Here is a 26,182-nt window from a genome sequence, read left to right as displayed (position 1 = left end):
TCAGCCGCGCCGACCGCGCAGGAACGCCTGCTCGGCCTCGTTGTCGGTCATCGAGATCGCCCGGTCGTAGGCGGCGCGCGCCTCGTCACTCCTGCCGAGCCGCCGGAGCAGGTCGGCGCGGGCGACGTGGAACGGCTGGTACGCCGCGAGCGAACCGCCCGAGCCTGCACCGCCCAAGCCGGCACCGCCCAGCTCGTCCACCACCGGCAAGGCCGCGGCCGGGCCGTCGAGCTCGGCGAGCGCGAGCGCCCGGTTGAGCGCGACCACCGGGGTCGGGGTGACGGCGTGCAGCTGGTCGTAGAGCGCGACCACCTGCTCCCAGTCGGTCTCCTCGGCACTCACGGCGTCGGTGTGCACCGCGTTGATCGCGGCGAGCAGCTGGTGGTGACCGGGATGGCTGAGCCCGGCCCGGTTGCGGCGCAGGCACTCGCGCACCAGCGCGTGCCCCTCCGCGACGAGTGCCTGGTCCCAGCGGGAGCGGTCCTGCTCGGCCAGGGGCACCAGGCGACCCTCGACCACCCGGGCCGGGCGACGGGCCTCGGTGAGCAGCATCAGCGCCAGCAGCCCCATCACCTCCGGCTCGTCGGGCATCAGCACGCGCAGCACCCGGGTGAGCCGGATCGCCTCGACGCACAGGTCGATGCGCACCGGCTGGTCGCCACTGCGCGGCAGGTAGCCCTCGTTGAAGACCAGGTAGAGGGTGGCGAGCACGGCGCCGAGCCGGTCGGGCAGGTCGGCGTCGGCGGGCACCCGGTAGGGGATCCGGGCGGCGGCGATCTTCTGCTTGGCCCGGGTGATCCGCTGGGCCATCGCCCGCTCCTCCACCAGGAAGGCGGCGGCGATCTCGGGCACCGTCAGCCCGCCCAGCAGCCGCAGGGTGAGCGCCACCCGGGCCGCCGGGGCGAGCGCCGGGTGGCAGCAGGTGAAGAGGAGCCGCAGCCGCTCGTCGGGGATCGAGCTGGGCGGCCCCCACGGGTCACCGGGCTGGTCGGGAGGGTGGAGCACCATCGCCTCCTGGTGACGGGCCTGCCGGGTCGACTCGCGGCGCACCCGGTCGAGCGCGCGGTGGCGGGCGGTGGTGGCCAGCCACCCGGCCGGGTGCGGGGGCAGGCCGTCGGCGGGCCAGCGGCGTACCGCCTCGGCGAAGGCGTCCTGGGTGACCTCCTCGGCCAGCCCCAGGTCGCCGAACCGGTGGGCGAGGGCCGCCACGATCCGGCCGAACTCGTCGCGGTGGAGCTCCTCGATCCGGTGCCCCACGGAGTACTCGCCCACCCGCTCGTGCGACGGGTCGGGGCCGCGCTCGCTCACCGCCCCGCTCACTCCGACTGGAAGGGCCGGACCTCGACCTTGCCCCGGCACGCCTTCGAGCCCTCCGCCGCCAGCGCGAGCGCCTCGTCGAGGTCGGCGGCGTTGATCACCCAGAAGCCGCCGATCAGCTCCTTGGACTCCAGGTAGGGGCCGTCGGTGGTGACCGCGTCGTCCTTGGTGCCGTCGACGACGGTGGCCGTGTGCGCGGGCTGGAGGCCGCCGGCGAAGACCCAGTGACCGCGCTCGCGGAGGCTCTCGTTGAAGCGGCCGGTCTCCTCGAAGGCCTGCTCCATCTCCTCCTTGCTCGCATACGGACCGTAGTCGCCGGCGGGCTCGGTCTCGCCCCAGACGGACAGCAGGTACTCGGCCATGACGTTCTCCTTCTCGTTCGACGTCAGCACGACGCTAGTGCCGTGCCCTCACCCCTTCCACGAACGGCACCCGTCGCTTGCGACACCCCCCGGCGAAGTTCTTTTCGCCGGCCCGCAGACTTCTCCCTCGTGAACCTCTACTTCCGCCTGCTCAGGATGCTGCTCACCTCGCGGCGCCGCAGGCGCGTCGACCTCTGGGACGGCGTGACCTCCCCCTTCCGCGTGCAGCCGACCGACCTCGACACGGTCGGCCACATGAACAACGCGAAGTACCTGGCCCTGATGGACCTGGGCCGCGTCGACCTGATGCTGCGCTCGGGCTTCTTCGCCTCGACCCGCCGGCGCGGCTGGTACGCCGTGGTCTCCGCGCAGACGATCCGCTACCGACGCTCGCTCCAGCCCCGGCAGCGGTTCGAGCTGCGCACCGAGGTCCTCGGCATCGACGAGAAGGCGATGTACTTCACCCAGACGTTCCTGGTCGCGGGCGAGATGTACGCCCAGGCCGTGGTGCAGTGCCGGGTGCTGTCGAAGCGCGACGGCTCGGTGCCGGCCGCCGAGGTGGTCGAGGCGATCGGCGGCGTCCCCGCCGGTCGCGACCTGACCCTGCCGCAGTGGGTGCAGGACTGGGCGCTCGGGGTCCGCCAGAGCGCTTGAGCCAGGGCGCCTGAAACAGCACTACGCTCGGCCCATGCCCCCCAGCAGCGACGAGGGCACCCCGGCGGCCACCGGTCCCGCACCGGCCGCGGGGCGTCTCACCCGGCTCGTCCGGCGGCCGCGGCTGCTCGGCGTCCTGCTCGGGGCGCTGCTGCTGGTGGAGTCGTGGCAGCCGACGCTGCTGGCGCGCGACTGGCTGCTCCAGGGCGTCGTCTCCGGGGTGGCTCTCACCGTCGGCTACGCCGTGGGCGCCCTCCTGACCTGGTGCGTGCGCCTGCTGCGCGACCGCCTCGCCGCCGGCCCGGGGCCGCTCTCTGCCCAAGCCGACCTGCGGCTCCGCGTGGCCCTCGGTGTCCTGGTGCTGGGCTGGGTGGGGTGGTCCGGCGCCCGGGCGGTGGAAGCCCACCGGTGGACCTGGGAGCGGCTCGGCCACGAGCCGGCCAGCGCCCCGCTGCTCTACGGCGGCTCAGTGGGCGTGGCGCTCGTGGTCGCCGTGGCGCTGCTCGGTCTGGCGTGGCCGGTGCGGTGGCTGCGCCGGCGGGCCACCAACCTGGGCGACCGCCTGCTCCCCCGCTGGATCGCGGCCGGGCTGGCCACCGTGCTGGTGCTGTGGGCGGTGGTCTCCGCCCTCAACACCTGGGTCTACCAACGCACCCTCGATGCGCTCAACGAGGCCTTCACCCTCTCCGACCTCGAGATCGACGGCGGCGCCGAGCCACCCACCTCGCTGCTCCGCTCCGCCGGCCCGGCCTCGGCGGTGGCGTGGGAGGAGGTGGGCGACGAGGGACGCCGCTTCCTGCGCCGCGGCGCCACGCCGGACCAGCTCGCGGAGCTGGCCCCCGAGGGCGTCGAGCCGGTGGAGCCGGTCCGCGTCTACGTCGGCCGGGCCACCACCGACGACCCCGACGAGCGCGCCGCCCTCGCCCTCGCCGAGCTCGAGACGTTCGGCGCCTTCGACCGGGCGGCCGTCCTGGTGGTGGTGCCGACCGGGACGGGGTGGGTCAACGAGCAGATCGTGCAGCCGGTCGAGCACCTCTACGCCGGGGACGTGGCCACCGTCTCGATGCAGTACTCGCACCTGCCGAGCCCGCTGGCCTTCCTCACCGAGGCGGAGGCCGCCCGGGAGTCGGGGCGCGCTCTGGTCGAGGCGGTGCAGGCGCGGATCGACGAGGAGCCGGCGCGGCAGCGCCCCGCGCTGCTGGTGGCGGGCGAGAGCCTCGGCTCGTTCGGCGGCAGCGCTGCCTTCGCCGATCTCGACGACCTGGTCGACCGGACCTCCGCCTCGCTCTGGGTCGGCCCTCCGGAGACCATGCCGCTGCGCCGCGAGGCCGAGCGGGAGCGCCGGGCCGGCTCGCCGCAGGTCAGGCCGGTGGTCGGGGACGGCACGACCGTCCTCTTCGCCAACCGCGACTCCGACGTCACCGGACGGCCGCACACCGTCTTCCTCCAGCAGGCCGACGACCCGATCGTCTGGTGGGACTGGGGCACCGCCTACGACGAGCCCGACTGGCTGGCCGAGCCGCTGGACCCGGCGGTCAACCCGGCGATGGAGTGGTCCCCGATGACGACCTTCCTCAACCTCGCGGTCGACATGGCGGTGAGCACCGCCTTCGAGGAGGACTTCGGCCACAAGTACGGCACCCAGCCGCTCACCGCCTGGGTGGCGATGCTGGAGCCGGAGGGGTGGGAGCCGGAGCGGGTGGCGGCGCTGCGGGAGCGGCTGGCGCGGCTGCCCCGCTGAGCCCGGTCAGGTCCAGCCAGGTCAGGTCAGGTCAGGTCCAGCGCCGCACCACCACGCGCGGGAAGCCGCCGGCGACCGCGTCGGTCGGCGCCACCATCTCGAAGCCCGCGTCCTCGAAGAGCTTGCGGGTGCCCACGAAGGCCATCGTGAGGTCGACCCGCTCGCCCCGGTTGTCGACCGGGTATCCCTCGACCACCGGGGCGCCGTGGTCGGCGGCGTAGTCGAAGGCGCCGGCGACCAGGTGGTGGGAGATGCCGCGGCGTCGGTGCCCCGGCCGGACACGGACGCAGAAGATCGACCACGCCGGCTGGTCGTCGATCGCGGGGATCTTGGTGGAGCGGGCGACCGGGAGCCCGGCCCGGGGCGCGACCGCCGCCCAGCCGACCACCTCGTCGCCGTCGTAGGCCAGGACGCCCGGCGAGACCTCGCGCGAGCAGAGCCCCCGGACGTACTCGCCGCGAGCCGGGCCGGTCAGCTCGCGGTTGGTCCGCGAGTCGACGCGGTGGCTCAGGCACCAGCAGACGCTGGCGTCCGGACGCTTGGGCCCCAGCATGGTGGCCACGTCGTCGAACCGCGCCAGCGTGGCGGGACGGATCTCGATGCCCATCGGCTGCTCCTGGGGGGACGTCATCTCACACCTGTTCTTCCACGCAGGGCCAGGTCGTGCAAGGGTCGTGGTCGTGGCAGCCCAGGACGTGACAGTACGGCGTGGCACCCCCACCGACGCCGAGGTGGCGGGCCGTCTCCTCTTCGACTTCAACACCGAGTTCGAGACCCCGACGCCCTCGGCCGCCGTCCTCGCCGAACGCTTCCGGCCGCTGCTGGCCCGCGAGGACGTCTTCCTGCTGCTCGCCCTCGGCGAGGGCGAGGGCGGTGGGCAGGAGCCGGTGGGCTTCGCGCTGCTCACCCTTCGCCCCACGCCCTACTACGACGGACCCCTCGCCCAGCTCGAGGAGCTCTACGTGCGCCCCCGGCTGCGCGACCACGGGATCGGCACGGTGCTGCTCACCCGGGCCCTCGAGACCGTCGACGAGCACGGCGCCGGGGAGGTGCACATCAACGTCGACGAGGTCGACGTCGACACCCGGCGCTTCTACGAGCGCCACGGCTTCGTCAACGTCGAGCCGGGCACCGACTACCGGATGCTCTGCTACCTGCGCGAGCTGTGACGGTAGCTGCTGGGGGTGAAGCCCAGGACGGTCCGGAAGTCGGCCGTCAGGTGCGCGTGGTCGGCGTACCCCAGCTCGGCCGCCACCGTGGCGAGCTCGATCGTCGGGTCGTCGCGCACCCGCTCGGCGGCCTCCTGGAGGCGACGGCGACGGATCATCGCGGCCGGCGGGACGCCGACGTACCTGCGTGGGCGGCCCAGCAGGGGTGACGGAGGCCCCGTGAGGGGGGCGCCCGGCGCCGGGCACGTGTGGTCCGCGGACGTACCGTGGCGTCATGGTCGACGACACGAGCCCGCCCGCACCGCGCGGCGACGCCCTGCTGGTCGGCTGTGGCGGTCTGGGCTCCCGCGTGGGACAGCTGCTCGCCGAGCACGGCCACCGGGTCCTCGGCATCCGCCGCCACGCGGACCGGGTGCCGGCCCCGCTCATCGGCATCTCCGCCGACCTCACCCGCGACGCCCCCGTCCTGCCCGACCTCGATCTCGAGCACCTGGTGGTGGCCCTGACCGCCCACCCGCGGACCGAGGAGTCCTACCGGGAGACCTACGTGAACGGGATGTGCCGCGCCCTCACCGCCCTCGAGGCGGCCGGGCAGCGCCCCCGCCGCGCCGTCCTGGTCTCCTCCACCGCCGTCTACGGGGTGGTGGCCGAGGGAACCCCGGTCGACGAGGAGACCGTCGCCCGCCCCGCGAGCGGGCGCGCCCGGGTGCTGCTCGAGGCCGAGCAGGCGTTCCTCTCACTGGTGCCGGGCGGCACCGTGCTCCGGCTCTCCGGCCTCTACGGCCATGGGCCCAGCCGGCTGGCCGCCAAGGTGATGGCGGGCGGGATCACCGACCCCGACCGGTGGACCAACCGCGTGCACCGCGACGACGCGGCGGGGGCGATCGTCCACCTGCTCACCCGCGAGCAGGCGCCGGAGTCGCTCTACATCGGCTCCGACGACGAGCCGGCCAGCATGGGCGACGTCGCCGGCTACCTCGCCCAGCGGCTCGGGGGACCACGGCCGCCCAGGCCGGAGTCGGCCCACGCGCACGGAAAGCGGCTCTCCAACCGCAGGCTGCGCGAGGCCGGCTGGGAGCCGGCCTACCCCACCTACCGCGAGGGCTACCGGAACTACCCGTAGCGGTGATGCTCAGCCGGCCCTGCGGGGACGCTCAGGCGCCGCAGGCGCAGGAGCCGCAGGCCCCGCCGCAGACCGAGGCGGCGCGCTCCTCGGGCGACTCGTCGGCGTGCTCGCGGGCGAACTCCAGCGCCGAGACGTAGACGGCGCTCGGCTGGGGGCCGCCCACGCCGTACTTGCGGTCGATCACCAGGTACGGCGCGGCCTCGAAGCCGATCTGCGCCGCGGTCGCCTCGTCCACCCGCACGTCGTAGCCGTGGTCGTCGGAGCCGAGGAGCTCCGCGACCTCCCCGGCCGGCAGCCCCGCCTCGGTCGCCAGGCGCAGCAGCACCGCGCGGTCGGTGGCCGACTCCTCCTCGGTCACGAACGCCTTCATCATCAGCTCGCGGAGCACTCCCGCCCGGCCCCGGGTCTCGGCGAGGTGCACCAGGCGGTGCGCGTCGTACGTCGAGGGGCGCTCCACCTGGTAGGCGTGCCAGACGACCTCCACCTCGTCGCGGTGCTCCCACTCGGCCAGCGCGGACTCCAGGGCGACCTTCGCAAGGTAGCTGTCGAGGTGGGCCAGATCGGCCCAGATGTCGATGATCACGGCCCCCACGGTACGCCCCTCACGGGAAGCAGGAGAGCCACGCGGGGGTCACCTGGGGCGTGACGGCGGCCCGCTGGAAGAGCGTCGGGTCGCCCACGCCGTCGCGCAGCCGCTCAAGCGACTCCAGGCGCTGACGCACGTCGGCCGAGGCCTCCTGCCAGCACCGGACCACGGGCGCCAGCTCGGTCTGTGTCGCCGCCGAGCCGACCTCGTCGTGCACGCCGATCAGGAGTCCGGCGCACGCCAGCGCGGCCAGGTGTGCCCGAGCCACATGTCCCTCGCTTTCCCGGACACCGGTGGTGCCGCCCGGGTGAAGCGTCGCAGCACGCGCGTGCACCAGTCATCGACATAATTGGGCATCGACACAATTGGGCATCGGCGGCGCCGGACGTGGCCCCGGTCACGCGGAAGGGTTCTCGCCGACTCGGTGTTGTGGGCGGCATGAAGAAGATCGGATTCCTCTCGTTCGGCCACTGGACGCCGTCCCCGCAGTCGCAGACCAGGACGGCGGCCGATGCGCTGCTCCAGTCGATCGACCTCGCGGTGGCCGCCGAGGAGCTCGGCGCCGACGGGGCCTACTTCCGGGTGCACCACTTCGCCCGGCAGCTCGCGTCGCCGTTCCCGCTGCTGGCCGCCGTCGGCGCCCGGACCAGCCGGATCGAGATCGGCACCGGGGTGATCGACATGCGCTACGAGAACCCCCTCTACATGGCCGAGGACGCCGGGGCCGCCGACCTGATCTCTGGCGGCCGGCTCCAGCTCGGCATCAGCCGGGGGTCACCGGAGCAGGTGATCGACGGGTGGCGCTACTTCGGCTACCAGCCCGCGCCCGGCCCGGACGGCCAGGAGGGTGACCACGCCCAGATGGCCCGTCAGCACACCGAGGTGCTGCTCCAGGTGCTCGAGGGGCAGGGCTTCGCCGAGCCCAACCCGCGGCCGATGTTCCCGAACCCGCCGGGGCTGCTCCGCGTCGAGCCCCACTCGCCCGGGCTCCGCGACCGGATCTGGTGGGGCGCCGGCTCCCGCGCCACCGCCGAGTGGACCGCCGCGCAGGGGATGAACCTGATGAGCTCGACCCTGCTCACCGAGGACACCGGTGTGCCCTTCCACCAGCTCCAAGCCGAGCAGATCCAGCGGTTCCGCGACGCCTGGCAGGCCGCGGGCCACGCGCGTGAGCCCCGCGTCTCGGTGAGCCGCAGCATCTTCCCGCTGGTCAACGACACCGACCGGGCGTACTTCGGCCACGAGGGCACCGGCCAGGACCAGGTCGGCCACATCGACGGCGGCCGCGCCCGCTTCGGCAAGACCTATGCCGCGGAGCCGGACGTGCTGGTCAAGCAGCTCGCCGAGGACGAGGCGATCGCCGCGGCCGACACGCTGCTGCTCACCGTGCCCAACCAGCTCGGGGTCGACTACAACGCCCACGTGCTGGAGAGCCTGCTCACCCACGTGGCGCCGGCGCTGGGCTGGCGCTGAGGGGCTGGCTGAGCCCACTTCGGCGGGGCGTCGCGCCCGACGGGGATGAAGTCAGGCAGGGTTGGGCACTGGCGGGCCGGGACACGCCCGGATCCCGCAGGACACCAGTGACGGAGAGAGACGTGCTCGGCAGACGTAGGACGCCACCCCCTCAGGCCGTCGTGCCCAGTCTGCCCCCCGCGGCGCCGCTCCCACCCCCCAAGCCGCCGACCCGCGGCGAGGTGCTCGACCGGGTGGGCGGCCGGATGGCGACCTGGTCGCTGCGGCTGCTGCTGATCGGTGCCGCCACGGTAGTGGGGTTCTGGATCCTCGGGAAGATCTGGGACGTCACCCTCCCGGTGGTGCTCGGGCTGCTGCTGGCCACCGTGCTCTGGCCGCCGACGAAGCTGCTCCGCAAGGTGATGCCGGCGGCCCTGGCGGCGCTGATCACCCTGCTCGCCGGGCTCGGCGCGATGGTCGGCCTGGTCTTCGTGCTCGCGCCCCAGGTGATGGGTCAGTGGGAGGAGGTCCGCGACGCCGCGCTCGACGGCATCCGGGAGCTCCAGGACCTGATCGCCGAGGAGCCCTTCAACGTCAGCAGCGAGCAGCTCGACGACGTCTTCGACCAGATCCTCGAGCAAGCCCAGGGCAATGCCGGCTCGATCGCCGGCGGCGTCCTGACCGGCGTCAGCACGGCCACCTCGTTCCTGATCACCGGGATCCTGGCGCTGGTCCTCTGCTTCTTCTTCCTCAAGGACGGGCCCAAGTTCGTCCCGTGGATCAGCGAGCTGGCCGGGCCGCGGGCGGCACCCCACGCGGTCGAGGTCTCACGGCGGCTGTGGGTCACACTGAGCGGCTTCATCAAGGCCCAGGCCGCGGTGGGCCTGGTCGACGCGGTGGCCATCGGCATCGGCCTGGTGATCCTGGGGGTGCCGTTCTGGCTGCCCCTGTCGGTGCTGATCTTCTTCGGCGCCTTCATCCCGATCATCGGCGCCTTCCTGACCGGGGCGATCGCCGCCCTGGTCGCGCTGGTCACCGACGGTCCGACCAACGCCCTCATCGTGGTGCTGCTGATCGTCGTCGTGCAGCAGCTGGAGGGCAACGTGCTCCAGCCGATGCTGGTCGGCCGCACCCTCGACCTGCAGCCCGCGCTGGTGATCCTCTCGGTCACCGCCGGCGGCGGCCTCGCCGGCATCGTCGGCATGTTCCTCGCCGTCCCGCTGCTGGCGGTCACCGTGGCGCTGCTGCGCTACGCCAGGGAGATGGTGGAGGAGAAGGCCCGGCAGCCCGACGAGGTCGACCCGCGGGGCCCGGCGATCCAGCTCTAGCCGACCGGCCGGCGCCGCGCCCGCGGGGCCCGCTCAGCGGGGCAGCAGCGCGCGCACCCGGGCCGCCAGCTCCACCGACGCCTCGATCTCGGCGCGGCGCACCGAGACGCTCTCGACGTTGAAGCCGATCGGGGCGCCGAGCCGCTCCGCGTAGGCGACCAGCTCGGCGGCGGTGGCCAGGCACTGGTCGAACGACTCGGCGAGGGTGTCGTCGGTGTGGCGCAGCTCGTTCTGCATCCACCGCGGCACCCGGACCCCGAGCCACTGCAGGAAGTCGAGCGTCTTCGCCGAGCCGCAGACCGAGAGGGTGAAGACCAGCGGGACCGGCTCCACCGCGTCGGCGCGGCACGCGTAGGCGTAGTCGGAGAGCAGGTCCTTGGCGGCGTTGACGTCGTAGACCACCTGGGTGACGAAGAACGAGCAGCCCCGGGCCTGCTTGGCGAGGAGCCGCGCGTGCTCCGCGCCGCGCTCCGCGTGCCGCTCGGGGATCGCCACGGCGCCGAGCAGCAGCCCGGCCGGGCCGCCGGGCCGGTCGCTGCCCGGCTCCTGCGGCAGCTCCTGCTGCAGCTCACGGTGCAGCTCGTGGGCCCGGGGCAGCGTGGTCCGGACCGGCTTCTCGCGTGACGAGGCTCCGACCAGGACCGTCAGCACCCGGGCGGGGTCCTGCGCCTTCATCCAGCCGGCGAGCTCCTCCTCGTCGTACTTGCCGACGCACCGGTAGATCACCAGCGGCTTCTCCCACGCCGCGAACTCCTCGGCGAACTCGGCCGGGTCGAGGGTCGAGCTGAAGGGGAAGGGCCGCTCGTCGGGGTTGCGGTCGCTCTCGTCGTCGATGTCGTAGAGGACGATCCCGTCGAGGTCGAGCCCGGCCAGCCGCTCCAAGGTGCGCTCGGCGACCTGCCTGACCTTCTCCGGCGGGCTCTCGGTGCGCGGCGGGGTGAGCCCGAAGAGCACCATGCCGCCGCGGCGGTCCGCGAGACGGCGGACCAGACCGGCGTTCAGCACTCGGCCCCGCCCTCCACGAACCAGCCGCCGTTCTGGTGCCTGAGCAGCGCGAGGACGACGACCGCCTTGCCGTCGACGACCACCGAGGCCTCGGCCCGGTCGCCGGCGCGGGAGTCGATCCGGACCTCTCCGCCCGGTCGCGACCAGCCGGCGACCGCCCGACGCACGGTGGTGCCCGGGTCGGGCTCGCCCGCGCCGCTCATGAAGACCGACGCCATCCCCTGGCAGCCGAGCCGCTCGACCATCGCGTCCCAGCGCTCCTGCTGGCCCCCGGCCGGGTCGCCGGGCGCGGCGTCGACGGCTTCGCCGACCTGGCGCAGCGTCTTCAGCAGCGTCTCGGGCGCCTCGAGCACGCCGGGGACCACGCCGGCCTCCTCATCGAGCCCGGCGACGCGGTCGGCGGGGCGGCTGGTCAGGCGTACCTCCCGGCAGCCGAAGCCGTCGACGAGCACCCCGGTCAGGTCCTTCTCCTGCGCGGTGACGAGCAGCCAGCGCGGGCCGAGCTCCTGGGTGCACATGCGGTCCTGCGCCGCCGGGGCCAGCGCGCCGAGGTCGCGGTCGAGGCCGGCGAGGAGCTCTTGGGCGACCGGCTGCGGCCCGCCCACCCGCTGCCAAGCGGAGCCCGAAGCGTCGTAGCGGCAGACCCACGCCTCCTGGGCCGGGGAGAGCTGCGGCGCGGCCGCGGCCGGGGCGCCGAGCTCCTCGGCGTCCTGGTCGGCCGGCTCCGGCAGCCGGGCGGGGCAGACCTCTCCACCCTGCGCGGCGATCTCGTCGACGCCCGCCGCGGGGTCGGGCTCGACCGGACCGGTGCGCTCGTCGGCGGCGGTGCCGTCCTCGGTGCCGCAGGCACCGAGGGCGAGCAGGAGCGCGAGGAGAGGGACGGCGGCCGCCCGGGTGCTGACCGAACGGAGGCGCGGGATGGCGTTCATGGGGGTGGGACGTGCCTGGCCCGCGTTCGGTTCCGTCCTCGTCCGGCCGCTCATGCCGGGGGCGCCGGCACGGTGACGCGGAACGTCGTCCCCTCACCGAGCCGGGAGCTGAGGGTGATCGTGCCGTCGTGGCGCTCCAGGGCCTGCTGGACGATCGAGAGACCCAGGCCGCTGCCCGGCGAGGAGAGAGCCGCGGGGTTGGTCGACCGGAAGAACTCCTCGAAGAGGTGCTCCTGGTCCTGCTCCGAGATGCCGAGTCCGGTGTCGGTGACCTGGAGTGCCGCCGACCCGTCGCCCTGCTCCAGGCGCACCGTCACGCTCCCCCCCTCGGGGGTGTACTTGACGGCGTTGCTGACCAGGTTCGTGACCACGAGGTAGAGCTCCTGGCGCTCGCCCCAGGCAGCCACCACGCCGCCGGGCAGCTCCCGGTGGACGGCGAGGCCCTTGCGGAGCACCTCGACGCCGAGCAGGTCGAGCACCTCGTCGACCACCGTGACCAGGTCGACCGCGGCGGGCTCGAAGGGCTGGACCTCCTGGTCGGAGCGGGAGAGGACGAGGAGGTCCTCGACCAGCTGCTGCATCCGCTTGCCGCCCCGCTCGATCACCTCGATGGAGTGCAGGACGCCGTGGGGCAGCTCGGTGTCGCCGTCGAGGATCTCCACGTGGCCCAGGATCGCGGTGAGCGGGTTCTTCAGCTCGTGGGCCAGGGTGGAGATGAGGCGCGCCTTGTAGCCGTTGACCTCGCGCAGCTCGGCGACGACCCGGCGCTCCTTCTCGAAGGCGCGGGCGGTGGCCAGCGCGCGCCCCAGGTCGCGGCCGATGTCGAGCGCGGCCCGCTGCTCACCCGGGGTCCAGCCGTTGTCGGAATCGTGCCTGCTGAGCACCAGGCTGCCCAGGCACTCGCGGCCGCCGCCGATCGGCACGCTCAGCAGCCGGGTGATCCCGAGCTCGGCCATCATCTCGTAGACCCGCTGCTGGTCGCCCTCGGGCAGCACCCAGTCGGGGGTGGTCGCCCCGTCGAAGATGGCGACGCCCTGGACGTCCCACATCGCGCGCGCGACCACCCGGCCGGTGAGCTTGAGCTCGTGCGGCAGGTCGATGGTCCGGCCCTTGTCGTCGCGCACCGCGTCGTGACCGAGCTCGTCGCCCTTGAAGGCCTGGATCCACACGCCGGAGGCCCGAAACCCGGCCAGGATCGCGGTCTGGCAGACCTCGACGACCCGGGAGAGGGTGAGCTCGGAGCTGACGGCGCGCACGATCGTCCGGGACACACTGGCGAGCCTGACCCGCTCGGTCAGCTCGACGTCCAACGTGGTGGTCATCGCCCACGGCCTCTCACGTGCGCCCCGCTGCAGGGCACGCCTGCTCGAGGGTACGGTTACCGTCGGGTAGTCGTCCAGAGAACACCTGGAACAGTGCTCGGCCGAAGATCCCGGCTCCCACGGAACGTGGGAAGCGGTCGCCGCGCCCCGCTGCTGGAGCGCGACGACCACTGTGAAGCATTGGTACCCGAGCGTTCCGCGCCGAACCCGCGACTATTCAATCCGCGAAGGCTGTCCTTCTGAGGCGGCCTGGAGGCGGACGCTCTGGGCCTGGTCCTCGATCACCCGCTGGGCGACCAGGGCCAGCTTGAGGTTGAGCTCCTGGGACGCTGTGCGGAGCACCTCGAACGCCTCGTCGGAGGAGATCCCGTGCGCCGCCATGAGCAGCCCGGTCGCCTTGCCGATCTCGCGGTTGCTGATCAGCCCCTCCCGCAGCGTCTGCGCCTGGGCGTGGTGGCTGGCGGCCCCGAGGGCGACGGAGGCGAAGGCGGCGATGAGCGCACCGGCACGCGCGGAGGCCTCGTCCAGCTCGCCGGGGACCTCGGAGAAGAGGTTGAGCGCCCCACCCTTGCGCTGTCCCACGCGGATGCGGTACCCGATCATCCCGCGCACGGGCGTCCGCTCCAGCACCAGCCGGGCCAGCTCGGGCCAGGTGGAGCCGTTGGTCAGGTCGCTGTCCATCTGGAAGGCCTCTTCGACGATGGCGTCGAAGCAGGGGCCCTCGCGCAGCTCGGCCTCGAGGTCGTCGATCAGCTGGGCCACGGGGCTGGTGGGACCGTGCACCGTCATCTCGCCGCCACCGGTCAGGATGCTGATCGCGGCGTGGTGGCAGCCCGGCACGACCTCGACCGCCGTCCGCGTGATCGCGGCGTAGATCTCCTCGTAGTCCGGGCGCTCGTAGACGATCTCCGCAAGGGCGGAGAGCGCTCGGGTGATCTCACCCGGAATCTCGTCAGGCACCCAAGGAGTATGCGCCACGGACGGATGTGACGCACCTTCCTGTCAGTTGTCCCCGTCGGTCGGCTCCGGGACCGGGCGCTCGACCTGCGCGGCGAGGTGAGCGGGCGCCTGCACGCAGTAGGAGTCGATGAGCGCCTCGGCCAGCTCCTCCCAGTCGGTCTGCTCGTCGAGCAGCATGCCGATCAGGTTCCCGCCCCACCCGGCACGGAAGTAGGGCTCGCCGAGGTGCTCGAAGGCAGCCACCTCGTCGGGCTCCCCCCGGAAGGTGATCCGGAAGCGCTGGTCCTCGCCCCCGAAGACGTGCGCGACGGTGGCGCTGCCCACCCGCCAGCGGGTCCCGGTCCAGGCCGGCTCCTTGGCGCAGCCCGGGAGGGCCCCGAGGATCGCGTCGATCCGGGCCACCCACTCCTCGGGGACCAGCGGTCGGTCAGCCAGCGCCATGGCACAGAGCGTGCCAGAGACTCTGGGCCCAGCAGTCGGTCGGCCTCGCGGGGCGCGGCCGGCGCTGCGCCACCATGGTGGGGTGAACACCTACACCCACGGCCACCACGAGTCCGTGCTGCGGTCCCACCGGTGGCGCACCGCCGAGAACTCGGCGCCCCACCTGCTGCCCCATCTCGAGCCGGACATGGTGCTGCTCGACGTCGGCGCAGGTCCGGGGACGATCAGCGTGGACCTCGCCTCGCGGGTGGCCTCGGTGACCGCCACCGAGGTCGGCGAGCCCGAGCTGGCGCTCAGCCGGGACCTGGCGGCCGAGCGGGGCGTCACCAACATGCGCTTCGAGGTCCAGGACGTGCACGCCCTGGCCATCCCCGACGACACCTACGACGTGGTCCACGCACACCAGGTGCTCCAACACGTCGGCGATCCCGTCCAGGCGCTCCGCGAGATGCGCCGGGTGACCCGGCCGGGCGGCCTGGTGGCGGTTCGCGACAGCGACTACCACGGCTTCACCTGGTTCCCCGCCCTGCCGGAGCTGGACGAGTGGATGGACCTCTACCAGGCCGCCGCGCGAGCCAACGGCGGGGAGCCGGACGCCGGGCGCCGGCTTCTCTCCTGGGCCCGCGAGGCGGGGTTCGAGGAGGTCACCGCGACCTCCTCGACCTGGTGCTTCGCCGACGACCGGGACCGGCAGTGGTGGGGAGGGATGTGGGCTGACCGGATCCTGGAGTCTGCGATGGCCACTCAGCTCCTCGACGAGGGGCGCGCCGCGCGGGCGGACCTGGAGCGGATCTCGGCGGCCTGGAGGCGGTGGGCGGACTCGGCCGACGGGTGGATCTCCCTCCTGCACGGCGAGATCCTCTGCCGCGCCTGAGGCGCCGGCCGCTTTCCGGGGCGTGACAGGCTGGCTGGCGTGGAACCACTCACCGCCGACGAGATCCGCGCCTCGTTCGTGCTCGAGGCGGCCGCGTCATGAACGGCCCCGCTCACCCCGTGCACGTCGCGGCGTTCTCCGAGCTGACCGCCGCCCGGCTCTACGCGCTGCTGCGCCTGCGCGTCGACGTCTTCGTGGTCGAGCAGGAGTGCGCCTACCCCGAGCTCGACGGCCGCGACGACGAGCCGACCACCCGGCACCTGTGGATCGAGGCCGACGACGAGGTGGTCGCGGCACTCCGGGTGCTGCGGGATCCGGACGCCGCCGTGATCGGCCGCGTCGTCACCCGGGCCGACCACCGGGGTGAGGGGCACGCGGCCCGGCTGGTCGAGGAGGCCCTGCGGCTGATCGGGACGGGACTGGTCCGGATCGGCGCCCAGGCCCACCTGGAGGCGTGGTACGCCCGCTTCGGCTTCACCCGCACCGGGCCCGACTACCTGGAGGACGGGATCCCGCACCTGCCGATGGAGCTGCTGCTGCCCGGAGAGGCCCGCCGCTCGGAGGCTTCTGGGCCGGTCTGATTCACTGGCGAGATGACCAGCCAGACCTCCACCCGAGCCCTCGTCGCCCCCTCGGCCGGCGCGCCCTTCGAGCAGCGCACCGTCGAGCACCGCGAGCTTCGCGACGACGACGTCCTGATCGACATCGCCTTCGCCGGCATCTGCCACAGCGACATCCACCAGGTCCGCGAGGAGTGGGGCAAGGCGATCTTCCCGATGGTCCCCGGCCACGAGATCGCCGGCACCGTCGCCGCGGTCGGCGCCGGGGTCACCCGCCACCGGGTCGGCGACCGGGTCGGCATCGGCTGCATGGTCGACAGCTGCGGCGAGTGCGAGTTCTGCGTGGCCGGCGAGGAGCAGTTCTGCGCCCAGGGTGCGGTGATGACCTACAACGGCCGTGGCTACGACGGCGAGGAGACCAAGGGCGGCTACGCCCAGCGCGTGGTCGCCTCCGAGCGCTTCGTCGTCCGGATCCCCGAGGGCGTCGGCCTCGACGAGGCGGCACCGCTGCTCTGCGCCGGCATCACCACCTGGACCCCGCTGCGCCGCTACGGCGTCACCGAGGGCAGCAAGGTCGCGGTCATCGGCCTGGGCGGCCTCGGCCACATGGCGGTCAAGCTGGCCGCGGCGCTGGGCGCCGAGGTCACCGTGCTGAGCCGGAGCGACGCCAAGCGGAACGACGCCAAGGAGCTCGGCGCCACGTCGTACGCCGCCACCGAGGACCCGGCCGCGCTGAAGCCCCTGCGCAACAGCTTCGACCTGATCGTCAACACCGTCAGCGCCGACCTGCCGATCGGCACCTACCTCAAGCTGCTCAAGCCGCTCGGCACGCTGGTCAACGTCGGCCTCCCGCCGGGCGCCTTCGAGGTGCCGCCGGGGATGCTGGTGGGCGGCAGCCGGACGCTGGCCGGCTCCAACATCGGCGGCATCCCGGCGACCCAGGAGATGCTCGACTTCTGCGCCGAGCACGGGATCGGCGCAGAAGTCGAGACCATCTCGGCCGACCAGGTCGACGACGCCTACGACCGGGTGGTCGCCGGCGACGTGCGCTACCGGGTCGTGATCGACACCTCGACGCTGGGCTGACCCACCCGGCCAGAAGTCACCTCGCCGAGGTCACCACCTCCCGCTCCCGGGCCGGTGGGGCCTCAGCGACGGCGCGGGGCGTCGGCGAACCAGTGGCACAGCAGGTCGCGGCTGCGCAGCTTCCTGCGTCGCGGATCCGCCAGCACCGGGTGCAACCGCTCCCCCACGCTCCCGGCGACGAGCGAGACCTCGGGGCCCGCGGCCGGGGCGGCCGCGTCGAGCACCACCTCGACGTCGTGGACGCCGGAGCCGGTGTCCAGGATCGTCATCGGTCCCAGCCTGCGCAGCATCGCCAGGGACGCCGGGTTGTCCTGCAGCACCTCGGTGAGCACCCTGGTCACCCCGGCAGGGCGGCTGCGGACCAGCTCCGGCAGCAGCGCGGAGGCGACTCCCCGGCCCTGCCACTCGTCCTTGACCGTCACGGCCAGGTCGGCGGCGTCCGGGAGGTCGGGATAGCGCACGAGGCGGCCGATCGCGACCGGGGCGTAGACGTGGTCCTCGACCTCGGGGCAGAGGACCAGGGCGACGTGGTCCACCCCGTCCACGTCGTCGACGAGGTGCGAGAGCATCGCGTCGCTGAGCCGGGTCATGGGTGCCAGGAAGCGCAGGCGTCGCGACTCCGGCGAGAGCTGCTCGAACGCCTCCGCGAGCCGCTGCTTGTCCGTGCGTTCGAGTGCGACGACCCAGGCGTCGGTGCCGTCACGCAGCATCACCTCTTGCGCCATCGGACCTCCCCGGTCGGCGGAACGGCGTCTCCCCCGAGCCTAGGCCGGTTCGCGGGTCACCGCTCTACGGCGCCAGCGCAGGGCGAGCGCCAGCACCGCCCACACGCCCAGCAGGATCGGCGAGGCGTAGAGAAGCCCGGCGAAGAACCCGCCGACGGGGCCGCCGTAGTAGTCGAACGCCCGACGCTCGAGCGGCTCGTCGGGCAGCTGCGCGATCCATTCCGGCAACCGCAGGGCCGCCTCGCCCAGGTACTCCGGCTCCTGCTCGACCCGGGGCCCGTCGTAGGGGCCGTCGACCAGGGCGTATCCCTCGGAGACCTGCGTGGTGCTTTGCTCCGGGCCCTGCCACAGCACCACGATCCCCGGCTCGTCGAGCAGGTGCAGCATCTGTTGTGCGGCCAGCACGTAGTGGTCGTAGCCGGCCGAGCGGCTCTCCTGCCAGACGACCACGTGGACCGGGAGGTCGCGCTCGGCGATCGCCGCCGCGACGGCCGCCTCGCCCTTCTCGTCGAGCAGGTGGCGACCGTCGTCCGCCACGTGGACGCGGTCGTCGCGGAGACCTTCGACGGCCACCTCCACCCGGTCGCCGGCACCGCCGAGGGTCCGGTCGGCGCCGCCGTCGATCCGGACCACCACCACCACGACCGCCAGCGCCCCCAGCGCGAGGGAGACGGGGAGCCGGGTCCACCACCTCATCGCAGCTCCCGCTGCTCGGCGGCGACCGGGTGCCACAGGTCGTCCACGAAGGCGCCGTAGCCGGTCCGCGCCCACACCGTCTCGGCCTCGTACCAGGGGCGGCGGCGGCCGAGCACTCCCACCGGCACCCGCATCGGCACCAGCGCACCCTCCGGGGCGTCACGGCACCACGCGCAGACGGGCACGGTGAGCTCGCGGTCGGCGACCGGCACCCGTCGGCGGTGCTGTCCCTCGCCGTGCCGGGGGTCGAAGAAGCAGGGGCGGTAGGGCTTGGGACGGCCCTTCCGCGACCGGGCGGCGAAGTCCAGGGCCCGATCGGCCGTCCGGGTCAGCACCAGCGCGCCCACCAGGTCGTCGAGGTCCGCGTCGTCGCTGCCGACCCGCTCCAGCACCGTCCGGGCGGTGTCGTAGGACCCGTCCACCCGGATGCGGGTCTCCTCGGTGAGCGCCGTCCCCGTCGGGGACGCCAACCGCTCGGCCAGCTCGTCGAGCTCGCGCTCGGCGAGGGCGCGGACTTCGGCGGGGCCGGGCAGCGGCTCCACCGAGAGCTCCGGCTCGACCGGGCGGCGCCGCGGCGAGCGACCGGGGAGGGTGCGCCAGCGGTGCACGAAGCGCAGCACCAGCCAGGCGCAGCCGGCCACCACCAGGAACGCCGTCGTCGACCAGACGGCGTAGGTGCCGGGCATCGGGTGCTCGTAGTCGAGGTCCCACTCGGGGGGGTCACGCCAGACCTCCTCCTCGGCGAAGGCTCCCCACTCCTCGGCCGTGAGGTCGCCGTCCTGGGCGAGCACCGTGAGGTCGCGGGCGGCCACGCCGGCCAGGCTGACCTCCCCGTTGGCCCCTCCCCCGGGGGCGTGCTCGTCCTGGGCCCGGTAGAGCAGCGACTCGTCGGGGACGTCGCCGAACGTCGCCAACGCGTGGCCGTAGCTCATCGGGTCGGTCTGGACCCAGAAGACCGCATCACCGCCGATCCGTTCGTGGAGCAGGGTGGCGAGCTCGCGGTCGGGGTCGTTGCCGGAGAGGCCGTCAGGCGCCGGCATCATCACGACGTACGCCGGGAAGTCGGCCTCCTCGACGATCTCGCGCAGGCCCTCGCGCACCTCCTCGGTGTGGCCGTTGCCGAAGAGGACGTCGACCTGCACCGGGTCCTCCAGCAGCGCCTCGGCGAGCTGGTCGGGGGTCGGGCCGGCGGGGGCGCTCACCGCAGCTCCCGGTGGATCCGGGTGACGAGGTCGGGCTCCAGCGACCCGAAGCCGGTCGAGGCCCACGGTTCCCGGTCGGTCTCGAAGTAGTGACGCGGGGTGCCGTGGACCACGACGTCGAGGACGTCGGGGCGACGGCCGGCCTGGAGGTCGCGGCGGCAGGCCTCGCAGATCGGCGCCGTCACGGTGCGCGAGTCGTGCTCAAGGGTGCGGTCGCGGCCCGCGCGCCCGTGCAAGGGGTTGAGGAAGCACGGGGTGGTGGGGGTGAACGGCCTGCCCCGCTTCGCGGCGGCCAGCGCCTCCTGGCCACGGGCCGCCAGGACCACGGCCCCCACGGCGTCGAGCGGGTCGACGGAGCCCGGGGAGTCGTCCGCCGGCAGCACCCGGCCCGCCGCCTCGTAGTGGTCGAGCGCCGCGGCCCAGGCGGCGCTGTCGGACCCGGTCATCTCGGCGGCGTCGATGCTCTCGCCCAGGAGCAGCACGTCGTTCCTGGCCCGGCGGACCAGCTCGACGTCGCCCGCCGCTCGGACCCGCTCGAGGACGGAGTCGGGCAGCACGAAGGTCCGGGACCGCTGGCCACGGCCCCGGACGCGCTCGACGGCCACCTTGACGCCGACGACCAGCGCCGCGGTCGCCAGCACGACGAGCAGGCCCTCGGCCACCCCGAAGTCGTCGTCGGCGTCGCGGTCGGGCCGGTCGGCGGGAGTGGCGGTCTGACCCTGGTCCTCCTCCCGCTCCTTGCGCGTCTGCTCGAGCGAGGCGGTCCGGCCTTCCCGCGCGTCGGCGACCAGCTCGTCGAAGGTGCCGGCGCCGAGTCCCTCGACGATGCGCAGCAGTCCTTCGCCCAGCTCGTGCGGGGAGCCGACGCCGTCGGGGCCGCGGTCGCCCTCGGAGAGCACCAGCTCCACGTCGTCGGTCAGGTCAGCCGAGCCGGCGACCTCTCCCCACTGGAGGACGGCCAGGTTGAGCTCGCTCCCGTCGGGCAGCCGCGGGTAGAAGGCCTCGCCCTCACGGGTGCGCCAGACGTTGTTGACGCCCAGGTAGAGCCCGTCGGGTCCGCCGGCGTCGTGCACCCGCACCAGCAGGTCGGAACCGCCGTGGATGCCCTCCTCCGGCGGCTGCACCAGGACCAGGTTGAGCGGCACGCCGCCCTCGCGGGCGGCCGTCCGGATCTTGTCGAGCTGCTCGGGCGGGATCCAGCCCTCGGCGCCCGGACCGACGTGCACCCCGCCGGCCTCGAGGTCTGCGACGATCGCCTCGATGTCGCGGTCGGACACGCGGGTCTCCTCAGGGTCACAGGGGTTGGTTCGTCACCAGGTCGCGGTCACCAGGTGAGCTCGATCTCCAGCTCGTTCTCGTCGCCACCGATCTCGACCTCGATCTTGAGGGTGACCTCGTCGGGCACGTCGACGGTGATCCGGTGACCGTTCTTCTCGAACTCCACGGAGTTGTGGCGGGCCAGCGCGTCGGCCAGCGCGTGCAGCCTGGCGGCAGCCTCCTCGCGACGCATCTTCTGGGACTGGTCGATGTCGAACAGGTCGTCGCTCACGTGTCTCTCCCTCTGTGCCGGCCCGGATGGGTCCCGATGTTGCCCTGACCGTATCCCGCGGCGCGGGAGACCCGGGCTCAGACGTGGCCGCTGAGCTGGGCCATGCGTGCGGCCAGGGCGTCGACCAGGGCGCTCGCCTGCTTGGCCGTGACCGCGGCACGCCGGTCGCCGCCCTCGCTGGAGACCGGGAGCACGTCGACGGAGAGCCGCGCCCCGCCGGCCAGGGCGCGCAGCTCGTCGAGCCGGTCGGCGAAGGGCGAGCCGCTGCCGGGTGAGTAGTAGGTGAGCGCCTCCTCCACCCGGTCGGGGAAGAGGTCGGTCTTGGTGACGGCGACGATCAGCCACACCGGCCGGTCGCGGCGTACCGCCATGGAGGCGATCCGGTGCGCGGTGATGGTCCAGTCCTCCAGCTCGGCGGCGAGCTGCTCCTCCCGGGTGGCGCTCGCGGCGCCGGTGGTGCCGGCGGTGCGCCGGGGGGTGGCGTGGCCCCAGGCCACCACGTGGACGACGCCGTCGACCGGCTCGTCGTGGAAGACCTCGTCGAGCGCCCCGAGCCTGGTGGCGGCGTTGTCGCCCGGCACCACCAGGAAGCGGAACCCCTGGAGCCGCCGGGAGCGGCGGGTACGGCGCTCCATCACCGCCGAGCCGACCTCGGCGGCGCCGGCGTTCGTGGTGCGCCGGGTCAGCCGGTCGGCGAGCTGGGTCTTGCCCACGCCGGTCATCCCGGTGACCGCGACGACCGGGAAGCGGCGGCGGAAGAGCCGGCCGACCCGCTCCGGGGCCGCGGCGAGGCCGGTGAGGACACCCCCCGCGACGGTGACCCCCAGGGCCGACCGGCTGCTGCCGCGGCCCGCGGCGGGCAGCAGCCTGCGGATCCGGGCGGCGGTGGGACGGGAGACGGGGTCGGGCACGTGGCCTCCTGGGGCGCGGATCGGTCGCGGGGCGGGCGCGGCGGTGACAGTGAGCCTACGGTGACCGCCGTGACGCGGCCCAGGGTCGCCCACGCGTGACTCAGGGTCGCCCACGCGTGACTCAGGGTCGCCCACGCGTGGCCCAGGGTCGCCGGGGCAGACTCGACGCATGGCAGCCGCGGGGTCGAGGAGGGTGGGCGCGGGTTCGGCGCTGCTGCTCGTCGTCGGCCTGCTGCTGCTCGCCGTCGCCGTCCCCGCGACGTGGGCGGACCGGACGCTGCTCGACGACGCGCGCTTCAGCGCCGCCGTCGCCCCGGTCATCGAGGAGCCCGCGGTCCGCGACGAGGTGGCCGCGGGGATGACCGACGCCGTCCTGGAGCGCGTCCCCGCCCTGGCGCCCGCGCGGCAGGCGGTCGCGTCCTCCTTCGAGCGACTGGTCGCCACCGACGCCTTCGCCGACACCTGGCGGACAGCGGTGGAGTCCGCACACCGTCGCGCCGTGGCCGCGGTCCGCGGGGAGGACGAGGGGGTGCGGGTCGGCGACACGACCGTGCGGGTCGAGCTGGCGCCGCTGATCGCCGAGGCCAAGCGGCGGCTGGTCGACGCCGGGGTGCCGTTCGCGGAGCTGATCCCCGAGGTCGAGGCGTCGTTCGTGCTGGTGGACTCCCCCGAGGTGGGCGAGGCGGTGCGAGCGGCGCGCTTGGTGGACGCCTGGGCGCCGTGGCTGCTGGCGGCGAGCGTGCTGGTGCTCCTCCTCGCCGTGGTGGCGGCGCGGTCGCGCGCCCGCGCGCTGGGCTGGGGCGGGCTCGGGGTCGCGGTGGCGATGGCGGGGGTGCTGGTCGCGCTCGCCCTGCTCCGGTTCCGCTACCTGGGCGAGATCGAGGACGCCGGGCGCTCCACCGCCGCCGCCCGGGAGGTCTTCGACGCGCTCACCGCGCCGCTGCGCGCCACCACGCTGGGCGTCGGCGCCGCGGGGCTGGCCGTCGCGGTGGTCTCGATGCTCTGGGTCCTGGCACGGCGGAACCGGTCCACCGCCTGAGGCGGCATCTGGGGACGGCGCCCAGCCCGCGCATGCCGGGCGCGCCGGGCGGGCACCGAGTGGGTCCCTGGGTGGTCCCTGGGTGGTCCCCGAGCACTGGAGCAGCGATGGCGGAGCAACGGTTGGTGGCCGACCTGGTCGTGGAGCGGCTGCGCGCCTGGGGCGTCGGGCGCCTCTTCGGCTACTCCGGTGACGGCATCAACCCGGTGATGGGCGCCCTGCGCCGGGCCGGCGGCGACCCGGAGTTCGTGCAGGCGCGGCACGAGGAGAACGCCGCACTGATGGCCGTGGGGCACGCGAAGTACACCGGCGGCGTGGGGGTGATGATCAGCACCCAGGGCCCCGGGGCGGTCCACCTGCTCAACGGCCTCTACGACGCCAAGCTCGACCACCAGCCGGTGGTCGCGATCGTCGGGCAGCAGCCCACCACCGCCCTGGGCGCGGAGTACCAGCAGGAGATCGACCTGACCAGCCTCTTCAAGGACGTCGCGGCGCAGTACGTGCAGGCCGTGCTCGCCCCGGAGCAGGCGGCGATGGTGGTGGACCGCGCCTTCCGCACCGCGCTGGCGACCCGCTCCCCGTGCGTGGTGATCCTCCCCCACGACGTGCAGGTCGAGCCGGCCCCCGAGGAGCTGCCGCACGAGCACGGGGTGGTCCCGACGGTGCCGCAGTGGCGGCCACCCCGGGTGGTGCCGGCCGACGACGACCTCGCCGAGGCGGCCGCGGTGCTCAACGCCGGGGAGCGGGTGGCGCTGCTGGTCGGCCAGGGCGCCCGGGACGCCGGCGACCAGGTGCGCGCGGTGGCCGAGCGGCTCGGGGCGGGGGTGACCACCAGCCTGCTGGGCAAGCCGTGGTGGGACGAGACGCTGCCGACCAGCTGCGGGGTGATGGGCCACCTCGGCACCACCGCGTCGGGCTGGCTGCTGGACCGCTGCGACACCCTGCTGATCGTCGGCAGCAACGACCCGTGGACGGAGTTCTACCCGGCCCCCGGGCAGGCGCGGGCGGTCCAGGTCGACCTCGACGGCCGGCATCTTGGCAACCGCTACCCGGTCGAGGTGGGGCTGGTCGGCGACGCTGCCGAGACGCTGACGGCGCTGCTGCCGCTCCTCGCGGAGCGGCAGGACCTGACCTGGCGCGACGAGGTCGCCGAGCAGGTCACCCGCTGGCACTCGATCGCGCAGGAGCGGGCCGGCAGCACCGCCGTGCCGCTCAGTCCCGAGCGGGTGGTCCGGGCTCTGACCGCTCGCCTGCCCGACGACGCCCGGGTGAGCGTCGACGTCGGGTCGATCACCTACTGGTACGCCAGGCACCTCACGCTGCCGCCCGGCGTACCGGCGCACCTCTCCTCGACCCTGGCCTCGATGGGCTCCGCCCTGCCCTACGGCCTGGCCGCCAAGCTCGATGCGCCCGACCGGCCGCTGGTGGCGCTGGCCGGCGACGGTGCCATGCAGATGAACGGCGTCGCGGAGCTGATCACCGTCGCCCACCGGTGGCGGGAGTGGGCCGACCCCCGGTTCGTCGTGCTCGTCCTGCACAACCGTGACCTCGCGGAGGTGACCTGGGAGCAGCGCGAGACCGAGGGCGACCCGCGCTACGACGCCAGCCAGTCGCTTCCCGACTTCCCCTACGCCGGCTACGCCGAGCTCCTGGGCCTCACCGGGATCCGGGTGGAGCGGCCCGAGGAGGTCGACGCCGCCTGGGAGCGGGCGCTCTCGGCCGACCGGCCGGTGGTGCTGGAGGCGGTGGTCGACCCGGACGTGCCGCTCCTCCCGCCGTTCCCCGGGGGCGCGGAGAAGCTGGCGAGCTTCCGCCGGGCGCTGGCGCAGGAGGAGCACGGCGAGCACGCCCGAGCGCTGCTCGACGAGCAGGCCGCGCAGGAGGGGGACTGAGCCCCCTCCCGGGCGTGGCGTCAGTCCGCGGGCAGGTCGGCGAAGGCCTGCTTCATGCCCCGGTACCAGCCCAGCGACTTCTTCGGGTGGCGCCACCGCCCCTTCATCTCGTCGCGGGCCGGCTGGTGGCTGGCGTCGCCGGCCTTCTCCGCCTCCTTGAGGTGCTGGTCCTGGGCGTTGATCACGTCGTCGGCGGTCTCGCCGTGGTGGGCCAGGTCGCAGGGGCCGCCGAGCTGACGGCAGGTCATGGTCTTCATGGTGCTCTTCCTCCTGGTGTCGGTTTCTCTCTGCCTGGTTGACGAGTGGCGTCGCCCGGGTGTGACCGGCTGCCGCTCAGCCGCGCGGTCCGGCTCCGTCGCGGCGGACCACGCGGGCGAGGACGGCGGGGTCGGCGCGGAAGGTGATCCGGCGTACGGCGCCCCGCTCGACGACGAAGTCGAAGAGCACCCGCGCCTCGCCGCGGTGGAACCACGCGGCGCCCGGACGGTCGTCGAGGAGGACCGGGAGGGCCGCCTGCGCGCTGCCGTTGAAGAACTCCGCGACCTGCTGCGCGCCCTCGATCCGCTGCGGGGTCCCCGCGAGCAGCGCCGCGTCGTCGGCGGTGACCTCGATGTCGGGGGCGAGCAGCTGGAGCAGGCGCTCGAACTGCGCCTCCCGGGCGGCGGCCATGAAGGCGTCCACCACCTGCCACTGCGCGAGCGTGTCCTCCGGCACCGGCTGCCGCACCTTGGCGCGGGCCCGGGAGGCCAGCTTGCGGGCCGCGGCGGGGGTGGTGTCGAGGACCGACGCGATCGTGGCGAACTCGAAGCCGAAGGTGTCGTGGAGGACGAAGGCCACCCGCTCGCCGGGGGTCAGCCGGTCCAGGACGACCTGGAGCGCGACGCCGACGGTGTCGGCCATCGCGACCTCGTCGGCCGGGTCGGGCGCGTGCGACGTCACCGCGAGGTCGTCGACGGGGACGGGCGTGCGGGCGCGCAGCCGGTCCAGGCAGAGGCGGGTGGTGACCGTGGTCAGCCAGCCGGGCAGGTTGTCGATCGGCGCCCCACCGGGCTGGCCCGGGTCCCCGGCGTCCGCCCGGCGACCGGTGGCGTCCAGCCGGAGCCAGGCCTGCTGGACGACGTCCTGCGCCTCGTCGGCGTCCCCCAGCACCCGGGTGGCCAGCGTCACCAGCCGCGGCCGCTCGGTCTCGAACTCCTGCGTCGTCATCATCCCACGCTCCTCCTTGGTCGGGTCCACCTTCCTGACGCGACAGCGGG

Annotated in this window: 30 protein-coding genes; 11 read left to right on the top strand and 19 right to left on the bottom strand. The window is 74.0% G+C overall.

The genetic code is table 11. The annotated features are described in order from the left end of the window. Together AC3X7R_RS10400 and AC3X7R_RS10395 are read right to left on the bottom strand one after the other, a co-directional pair. Entirely contained in the window at positions 1-1,272 is a 1,272-nt protein-coding gene (locus tag AC3X7R_RS10400) for an RNA polymerase sigma factor (RefSeq protein WP_489965922.1), read from the bottom strand. 44 nt (positions 1,273-1,316) lie between these two features. Further along, positions 1,317-1,679, bottom strand: coding sequence for a YciI family protein (locus tag AC3X7R_RS10395; RefSeq protein WP_489965565.1), 363 nt, complete (start codon positions 1,677-1,679; stop codon positions 1,317-1,319). 129 nt (positions 1,680-1,808) lie between these two features. Between AC3X7R_RS10395 and AC3X7R_RS10390 the strand changes: the two genes are divergently transcribed. Then, on the top strand, positions 1,809-2,333 hold the full coding sequence (locus AC3X7R_RS10390; protein ID WP_489965564.1) for an acyl-CoA thioesterase: 525 nt from the start codon (positions 1,809-1,811) through the stop codon (positions 2,331-2,333). A 34-nt stretch (positions 2,334-2,367) separates the two neighbouring features. Beyond that, entirely contained in the window at positions 2,368-4,074 is a 1,707-nt protein-coding gene (locus AC3X7R_RS10385) for an alpha/beta-hydrolase family protein (RefSeq protein WP_489965563.1), read from the top strand. A gap of 31 nt (positions 4,075-4,105) precedes the next feature. On the opposite strand, the gene AC3X7R_RS10380 is transcribed toward AC3X7R_RS10385, so the two are convergent. Then, the gene (locus AC3X7R_RS10380; protein ID WP_489965562.1) at positions 4,106-4,705 is read right to left on the bottom strand and encodes a GNAT family N-acetyltransferase; all 600 of its coding nucleotides are present in this window, start codon (positions 4,703-4,705) and stop codon (positions 4,106-4,108) included. A gap of 64 nt (positions 4,706-4,769) precedes the next feature. Here AC3X7R_RS10380 and AC3X7R_RS10375 point away from each other — a divergent pair, with 64 nt between their 5' ends. After that, on the top strand, positions 4,770-5,243 hold the full coding sequence (locus AC3X7R_RS10375; protein WP_489965921.1) for a GNAT family N-acetyltransferase: 474 nt from the start codon (positions 4,770-4,772) through the stop codon (positions 5,241-5,243). Here AC3X7R_RS10375 and AC3X7R_RS10370 read toward each other — a convergent pair. Next, positions 5,225-5,401, bottom strand: coding sequence for a helix-turn-helix domain-containing protein (locus AC3X7R_RS10370; protein ID WP_489965561.1), 177 nt, complete (start codon positions 5,399-5,401; stop codon positions 5,225-5,227). The genes AC3X7R_RS10375 and AC3X7R_RS10370 overlap by 19 nt on opposite strands. Before the next feature lie 116 nt (positions 5,402-5,517). Between AC3X7R_RS10370 and AC3X7R_RS10365 the strand changes: the two genes are divergently transcribed. Further along, the gene (locus tag AC3X7R_RS10365) at positions 5,518-6,366 is read left to right on the top strand and encodes an SDR family oxidoreductase (RefSeq protein WP_489965560.1); all 849 of its coding nucleotides are present in this window, start codon (positions 5,518-5,520) and stop codon (positions 6,364-6,366) included. Between the two features lie 31 nt (positions 6,367-6,397). Here the strand turns inward: AC3X7R_RS10365 and AC3X7R_RS10360 are convergent, their stop codons facing one another. After that, a complete protein-coding gene (locus AC3X7R_RS10360) occupies positions 6,398-6,952 on the bottom strand; it encodes a DsbA family protein (RefSeq protein ID WP_489965559.1) in 555 nt (184 codons plus the stop codon). A 19-nt stretch (positions 6,953-6,971) separates the two neighbouring features. Beyond that, positions 6,972-7,223 carry a hypothetical protein gene (locus AC3X7R_RS10355; protein ID WP_489965558.1) on the bottom strand — a complete coding sequence of 84 codons (252 nt, stop codon included), beginning with the start codon at positions 7,221-7,223 and terminating at the stop codon, positions 6,972-6,974. Positions 7,224-7,393: 170 nt separating this feature from the next. Here AC3X7R_RS10355 and AC3X7R_RS10350 point away from each other — a divergent pair, with 170 nt between their 5' ends. Together AC3X7R_RS10350 and AC3X7R_RS10345 are read left to right on the top strand one after the other, a co-directional pair. Beyond that, complete coding sequence (locus AC3X7R_RS10350; RefSeq protein ID WP_489965557.1) at positions 7,394-8,428, top strand: LLM class flavin-dependent oxidoreductase; 1,035 nt, start codon at positions 7,394-7,396, stop codon at positions 8,426-8,428. A 161-nt stretch (positions 8,429-8,589) separates the two neighbouring features. Continuing rightward, a complete protein-coding gene (locus AC3X7R_RS10345; RefSeq protein WP_489965556.1) occupies positions 8,590-9,735 on the top strand; it encodes an AI-2E family transporter in 1,146 nt (381 codons plus the stop codon). Positions 9,736-9,768: 33 nt separating this feature from the next. On the opposite strand, the gene AC3X7R_RS10340 is transcribed toward AC3X7R_RS10345, so the two are convergent. The 5 genes from AC3X7R_RS10340 to AC3X7R_RS10320 form a co-directional block, all read right to left on the bottom strand. Further along, a complete protein-coding gene (locus tag AC3X7R_RS10340; protein ID WP_489965555.1) occupies positions 9,769-10,740 on the bottom strand; it encodes a methylenetetrahydrofolate reductase in 972 nt (323 codons plus the stop codon). Beyond that, positions 10,734-11,669, bottom strand: coding sequence for a hypothetical protein (locus AC3X7R_RS10335; RefSeq protein ID WP_489965554.1), 936 nt, complete (start codon positions 11,667-11,669; stop codon positions 10,734-10,736). The genes AC3X7R_RS10340 and AC3X7R_RS10335 overlap by 7 nt, the downstream gene beginning before the upstream one ends. A gap of 50 nt (positions 11,670-11,719) precedes the next feature. Next, positions 11,720-12,991, bottom strand: a complete 1,272-nt coding sequence (locus tag AC3X7R_RS10330) for a GAF domain-containing sensor histidine kinase (RefSeq protein WP_489965553.1) — start codon at positions 12,989-12,991, stop codon at positions 11,720-11,722. A gap of 213 nt (positions 12,992-13,204) precedes the next feature. Further along, positions 13,205-13,951, bottom strand: coding sequence for a GAF and ANTAR domain-containing protein (locus AC3X7R_RS10325; RefSeq protein WP_489965552.1), 747 nt, complete (start codon positions 13,949-13,951; stop codon positions 13,205-13,207). 42 nt (positions 13,952-13,993) lie between these two features. Further along, positions 13,994-14,392 (bottom strand): MmcQ/YjbR family DNA-binding protein, encoded by a 399-nt coding sequence (locus AC3X7R_RS10320; protein ID WP_489965551.1) that lies wholly within the window; start codon positions 14,390-14,392, stop codon positions 13,994-13,996. An 82-nt stretch (positions 14,393-14,474) separates the two neighbouring features. Between AC3X7R_RS10320 and AC3X7R_RS10315 the strand changes: the two genes are divergently transcribed. The 3 genes from AC3X7R_RS10315 to AC3X7R_RS10305 all read left to right on the top strand — a co-directional run bounded on the left by AC3X7R_RS10315 (position 14,475) and on the right by AC3X7R_RS10305 (position 16,912). Continuing rightward, on the top strand, positions 14,475-15,266 hold the full coding sequence (locus AC3X7R_RS10315; protein ID WP_489965549.1) for a class I SAM-dependent methyltransferase: 792 nt from the start codon (positions 14,475-14,477) through the stop codon (positions 15,264-15,266). A 98-nt stretch (positions 15,267-15,364) separates the two neighbouring features. Beyond that, positions 15,365-15,847 (top strand): GNAT family N-acetyltransferase, encoded by a 483-nt coding sequence (locus AC3X7R_RS10310; protein WP_489965548.1) that lies wholly within the window; start codon positions 15,365-15,367, stop codon positions 15,845-15,847. A gap of 12 nt (positions 15,848-15,859) precedes the next feature. Then, complete coding sequence (locus AC3X7R_RS10305) at positions 15,860-16,912, top strand: NAD(P)-dependent alcohol dehydrogenase (protein WP_489965547.1); 1,053 nt, start codon at positions 15,860-15,862, stop codon at positions 16,910-16,912. Positions 16,913-16,974: 62 nt separating this feature from the next. Here the strand turns inward: AC3X7R_RS10305 and AC3X7R_RS10300 are convergent, their stop codons facing one another. The 6 genes from AC3X7R_RS10300 to AC3X7R_RS10275 all read right to left on the bottom strand — a co-directional run bounded on the left by AC3X7R_RS10300 (position 16,975) and on the right by AC3X7R_RS10275 (position 21,995). Beyond that, entirely contained in the window at positions 16,975-17,637 is a 663-nt protein-coding gene (locus AC3X7R_RS10300; RefSeq protein WP_489965546.1) for a GNAT family N-acetyltransferase, read from the bottom strand. Positions 17,638-17,676: 39 nt separating this feature from the next. Beyond that, positions 17,677-18,333, bottom strand: coding sequence for a hypothetical protein (locus AC3X7R_RS10295; RefSeq protein WP_489965545.1), 657 nt, complete (start codon positions 18,331-18,333; stop codon positions 17,677-17,679). Then, on the bottom strand, positions 18,330-19,535 hold the full coding sequence (locus tag AC3X7R_RS10290; protein ID WP_489965544.1) for a hypothetical protein: 1,206 nt from the start codon (positions 19,533-19,535) through the stop codon (positions 18,330-18,332). Before AC3X7R_RS10290 ends, AC3X7R_RS10295 begins: the two co-directional genes overlap by 4 nt. Beyond that, positions 19,532-20,812 (bottom strand): hypothetical protein, encoded by a 1,281-nt coding sequence (locus AC3X7R_RS10285; protein WP_489965543.1) that lies wholly within the window; start codon positions 20,810-20,812, stop codon positions 19,532-19,534. The genes AC3X7R_RS10290 and AC3X7R_RS10285 overlap by 4 nt, the downstream gene beginning before the upstream one ends. Positions 20,813-20,859: 47 nt before the next feature. Further along, entirely contained in the window at positions 20,860-21,084 is a 225-nt protein-coding gene (locus tag AC3X7R_RS10280; RefSeq protein ID WP_489965542.1) for an amphi-Trp domain-containing protein, read from the bottom strand. A 77-nt stretch (positions 21,085-21,161) separates the two neighbouring features. Further along, positions 21,162-21,995, bottom strand: coding sequence for a hypothetical protein (locus AC3X7R_RS10275; protein ID WP_489965541.1), 834 nt, complete (start codon positions 21,993-21,995; stop codon positions 21,162-21,164). 169 nt (positions 21,996-22,164) lie between these two features. Between AC3X7R_RS10275 and AC3X7R_RS10270 the strand changes: the two genes are divergently transcribed. Then, positions 22,165-23,034, top strand: coding sequence for a hypothetical protein (locus AC3X7R_RS10270; RefSeq protein WP_489965540.1), 870 nt, complete (start codon positions 22,165-22,167; stop codon positions 23,032-23,034). A gap of 125 nt (positions 23,035-23,159) precedes the next feature. Beyond that, positions 23,160-24,926 carry a thiamine pyrophosphate-requiring protein gene (locus AC3X7R_RS10265; protein ID WP_489965539.1) on the top strand — a complete coding sequence of 589 codons (1,767 nt, stop codon included), beginning with the start codon at positions 23,160-23,162 and terminating at the stop codon, positions 24,924-24,926. A 20-nt stretch (positions 24,927-24,946) separates the two neighbouring features. Here AC3X7R_RS10265 and AC3X7R_RS10260 read toward each other — a convergent pair whose 3' ends face one another. Next, positions 24,947-25,183 carry a hypothetical protein gene (locus AC3X7R_RS10260; RefSeq protein ID WP_489965538.1) on the bottom strand — a complete coding sequence of 79 codons (237 nt, stop codon included), beginning with the start codon at positions 25,181-25,183 and terminating at the stop codon, positions 24,947-24,949. Positions 25,184-25,259: 76 nt separating this feature from the next. Then, complete coding sequence (locus AC3X7R_RS10255) at positions 25,260-26,162, bottom strand: sigma-70 family RNA polymerase sigma factor (protein ID WP_489965537.1); 903 nt, start codon at positions 26,160-26,162, stop codon at positions 25,260-25,262. Between the last annotated feature and the right edge of the window lie 20 nt (positions 26,163-26,182).

Source organism: Nocardioides sp. Z22_16 (assembly GCF_058134365.1).
This window is presented reverse-complemented; position numbering and strand designations above follow the sequence as displayed.

Excerpts from the sequence above, each read along its gene's own strand:
- AC3X7R_RS10370 (WP_489965561.1), bottom strand. The coding sequence starts at position 5,401 with ATGATCCGTCGCCGTCGCCTCCAGGAGGCCGCCGAGCGGGTGCGCGAC.
- AC3X7R_RS10395 (WP_489965565.1), bottom strand. The coding sequence starts at position 1,679 with ATGGCCGAGTACCTGCTGTCCGTCTGGGGCGAGACCGAGCCCGCCGGC.
- AC3X7R_RS10270 (WP_489965540.1), top strand. The coding sequence starts at position 22,165 with ATGGCAGCCGCGGGGTCGAGGAGGGTGGGCGCGGGTTCGGCGCTGCTG.
- AC3X7R_RS10385 (WP_489965563.1), top strand. The coding sequence starts at position 2,368 with ATGCCCCCCAGCAGCGACGAGGGCACCCCGGCGGCCACCGGTCCCGCA.
- AC3X7R_RS10330 (WP_489965553.1), bottom strand. The coding sequence starts at position 12,991 with ATGACCACCACGTTGGACGTCGAGCTGACCGAGCGGGTCAGGCTCGCC.
- AC3X7R_RS10350 (WP_489965557.1), top strand. The coding sequence starts at position 7,394 with ATGAAGAAGATCGGATTCCTCTCGTTCGGCCACTGGACGCCGTCCCCG.
- AC3X7R_RS10260 (WP_489965538.1), bottom strand. The coding sequence starts at position 25,183 with ATGAAGACCATGACCTGCCGTCAGCTCGGCGGCCCCTGCGACCTGGCC.
- AC3X7R_RS10320 (WP_489965551.1), bottom strand. The coding sequence starts at position 14,392 with ATGGCGCTGGCTGACCGACCGCTGGTCCCCGAGGAGTGGGTGGCCCGG.
- AC3X7R_RS10295 (WP_489965545.1), bottom strand. The coding sequence starts at position 18,333 with ATGAGGTGGTGGACCCGGCTCCCCGTCTCCCTCGCGCTGGGGGCGCTG.
- AC3X7R_RS10365 (WP_489965560.1), top strand. The coding sequence starts at position 5,518 with ATGGTCGACGACACGAGCCCGCCCGCACCGCGCGGCGACGCCCTGCTG.
- AC3X7R_RS10380 (WP_489965562.1), bottom strand. The coding sequence starts at position 4,705 with ATGACGTCCCCCCAGGAGCAGCCGATGGGCATCGAGATCCGTCCCGCC.
- AC3X7R_RS10300 (WP_489965546.1), bottom strand. The coding sequence starts at position 17,637 with ATGGCGCAAGAGGTGATGCTGCGTGACGGCACCGACGCCTGGGTCGTC.
- AC3X7R_RS10305 (WP_489965547.1), top strand. The coding sequence starts at position 15,860 with ATGACCAGCCAGACCTCCACCCGAGCCCTCGTCGCCCCCTCGGCCGGC.
- AC3X7R_RS10310 (WP_489965548.1), top strand. The coding sequence starts at position 15,365 with ATGAACGGCCCCGCTCACCCCGTGCACGTCGCGGCGTTCTCCGAGCTG.
- AC3X7R_RS10335 (WP_489965554.1), bottom strand. The coding sequence starts at position 11,669 with ATGAACGCCATCCCGCGCCTCCGTTCGGTCAGCACCCGGGCGGCCGCC.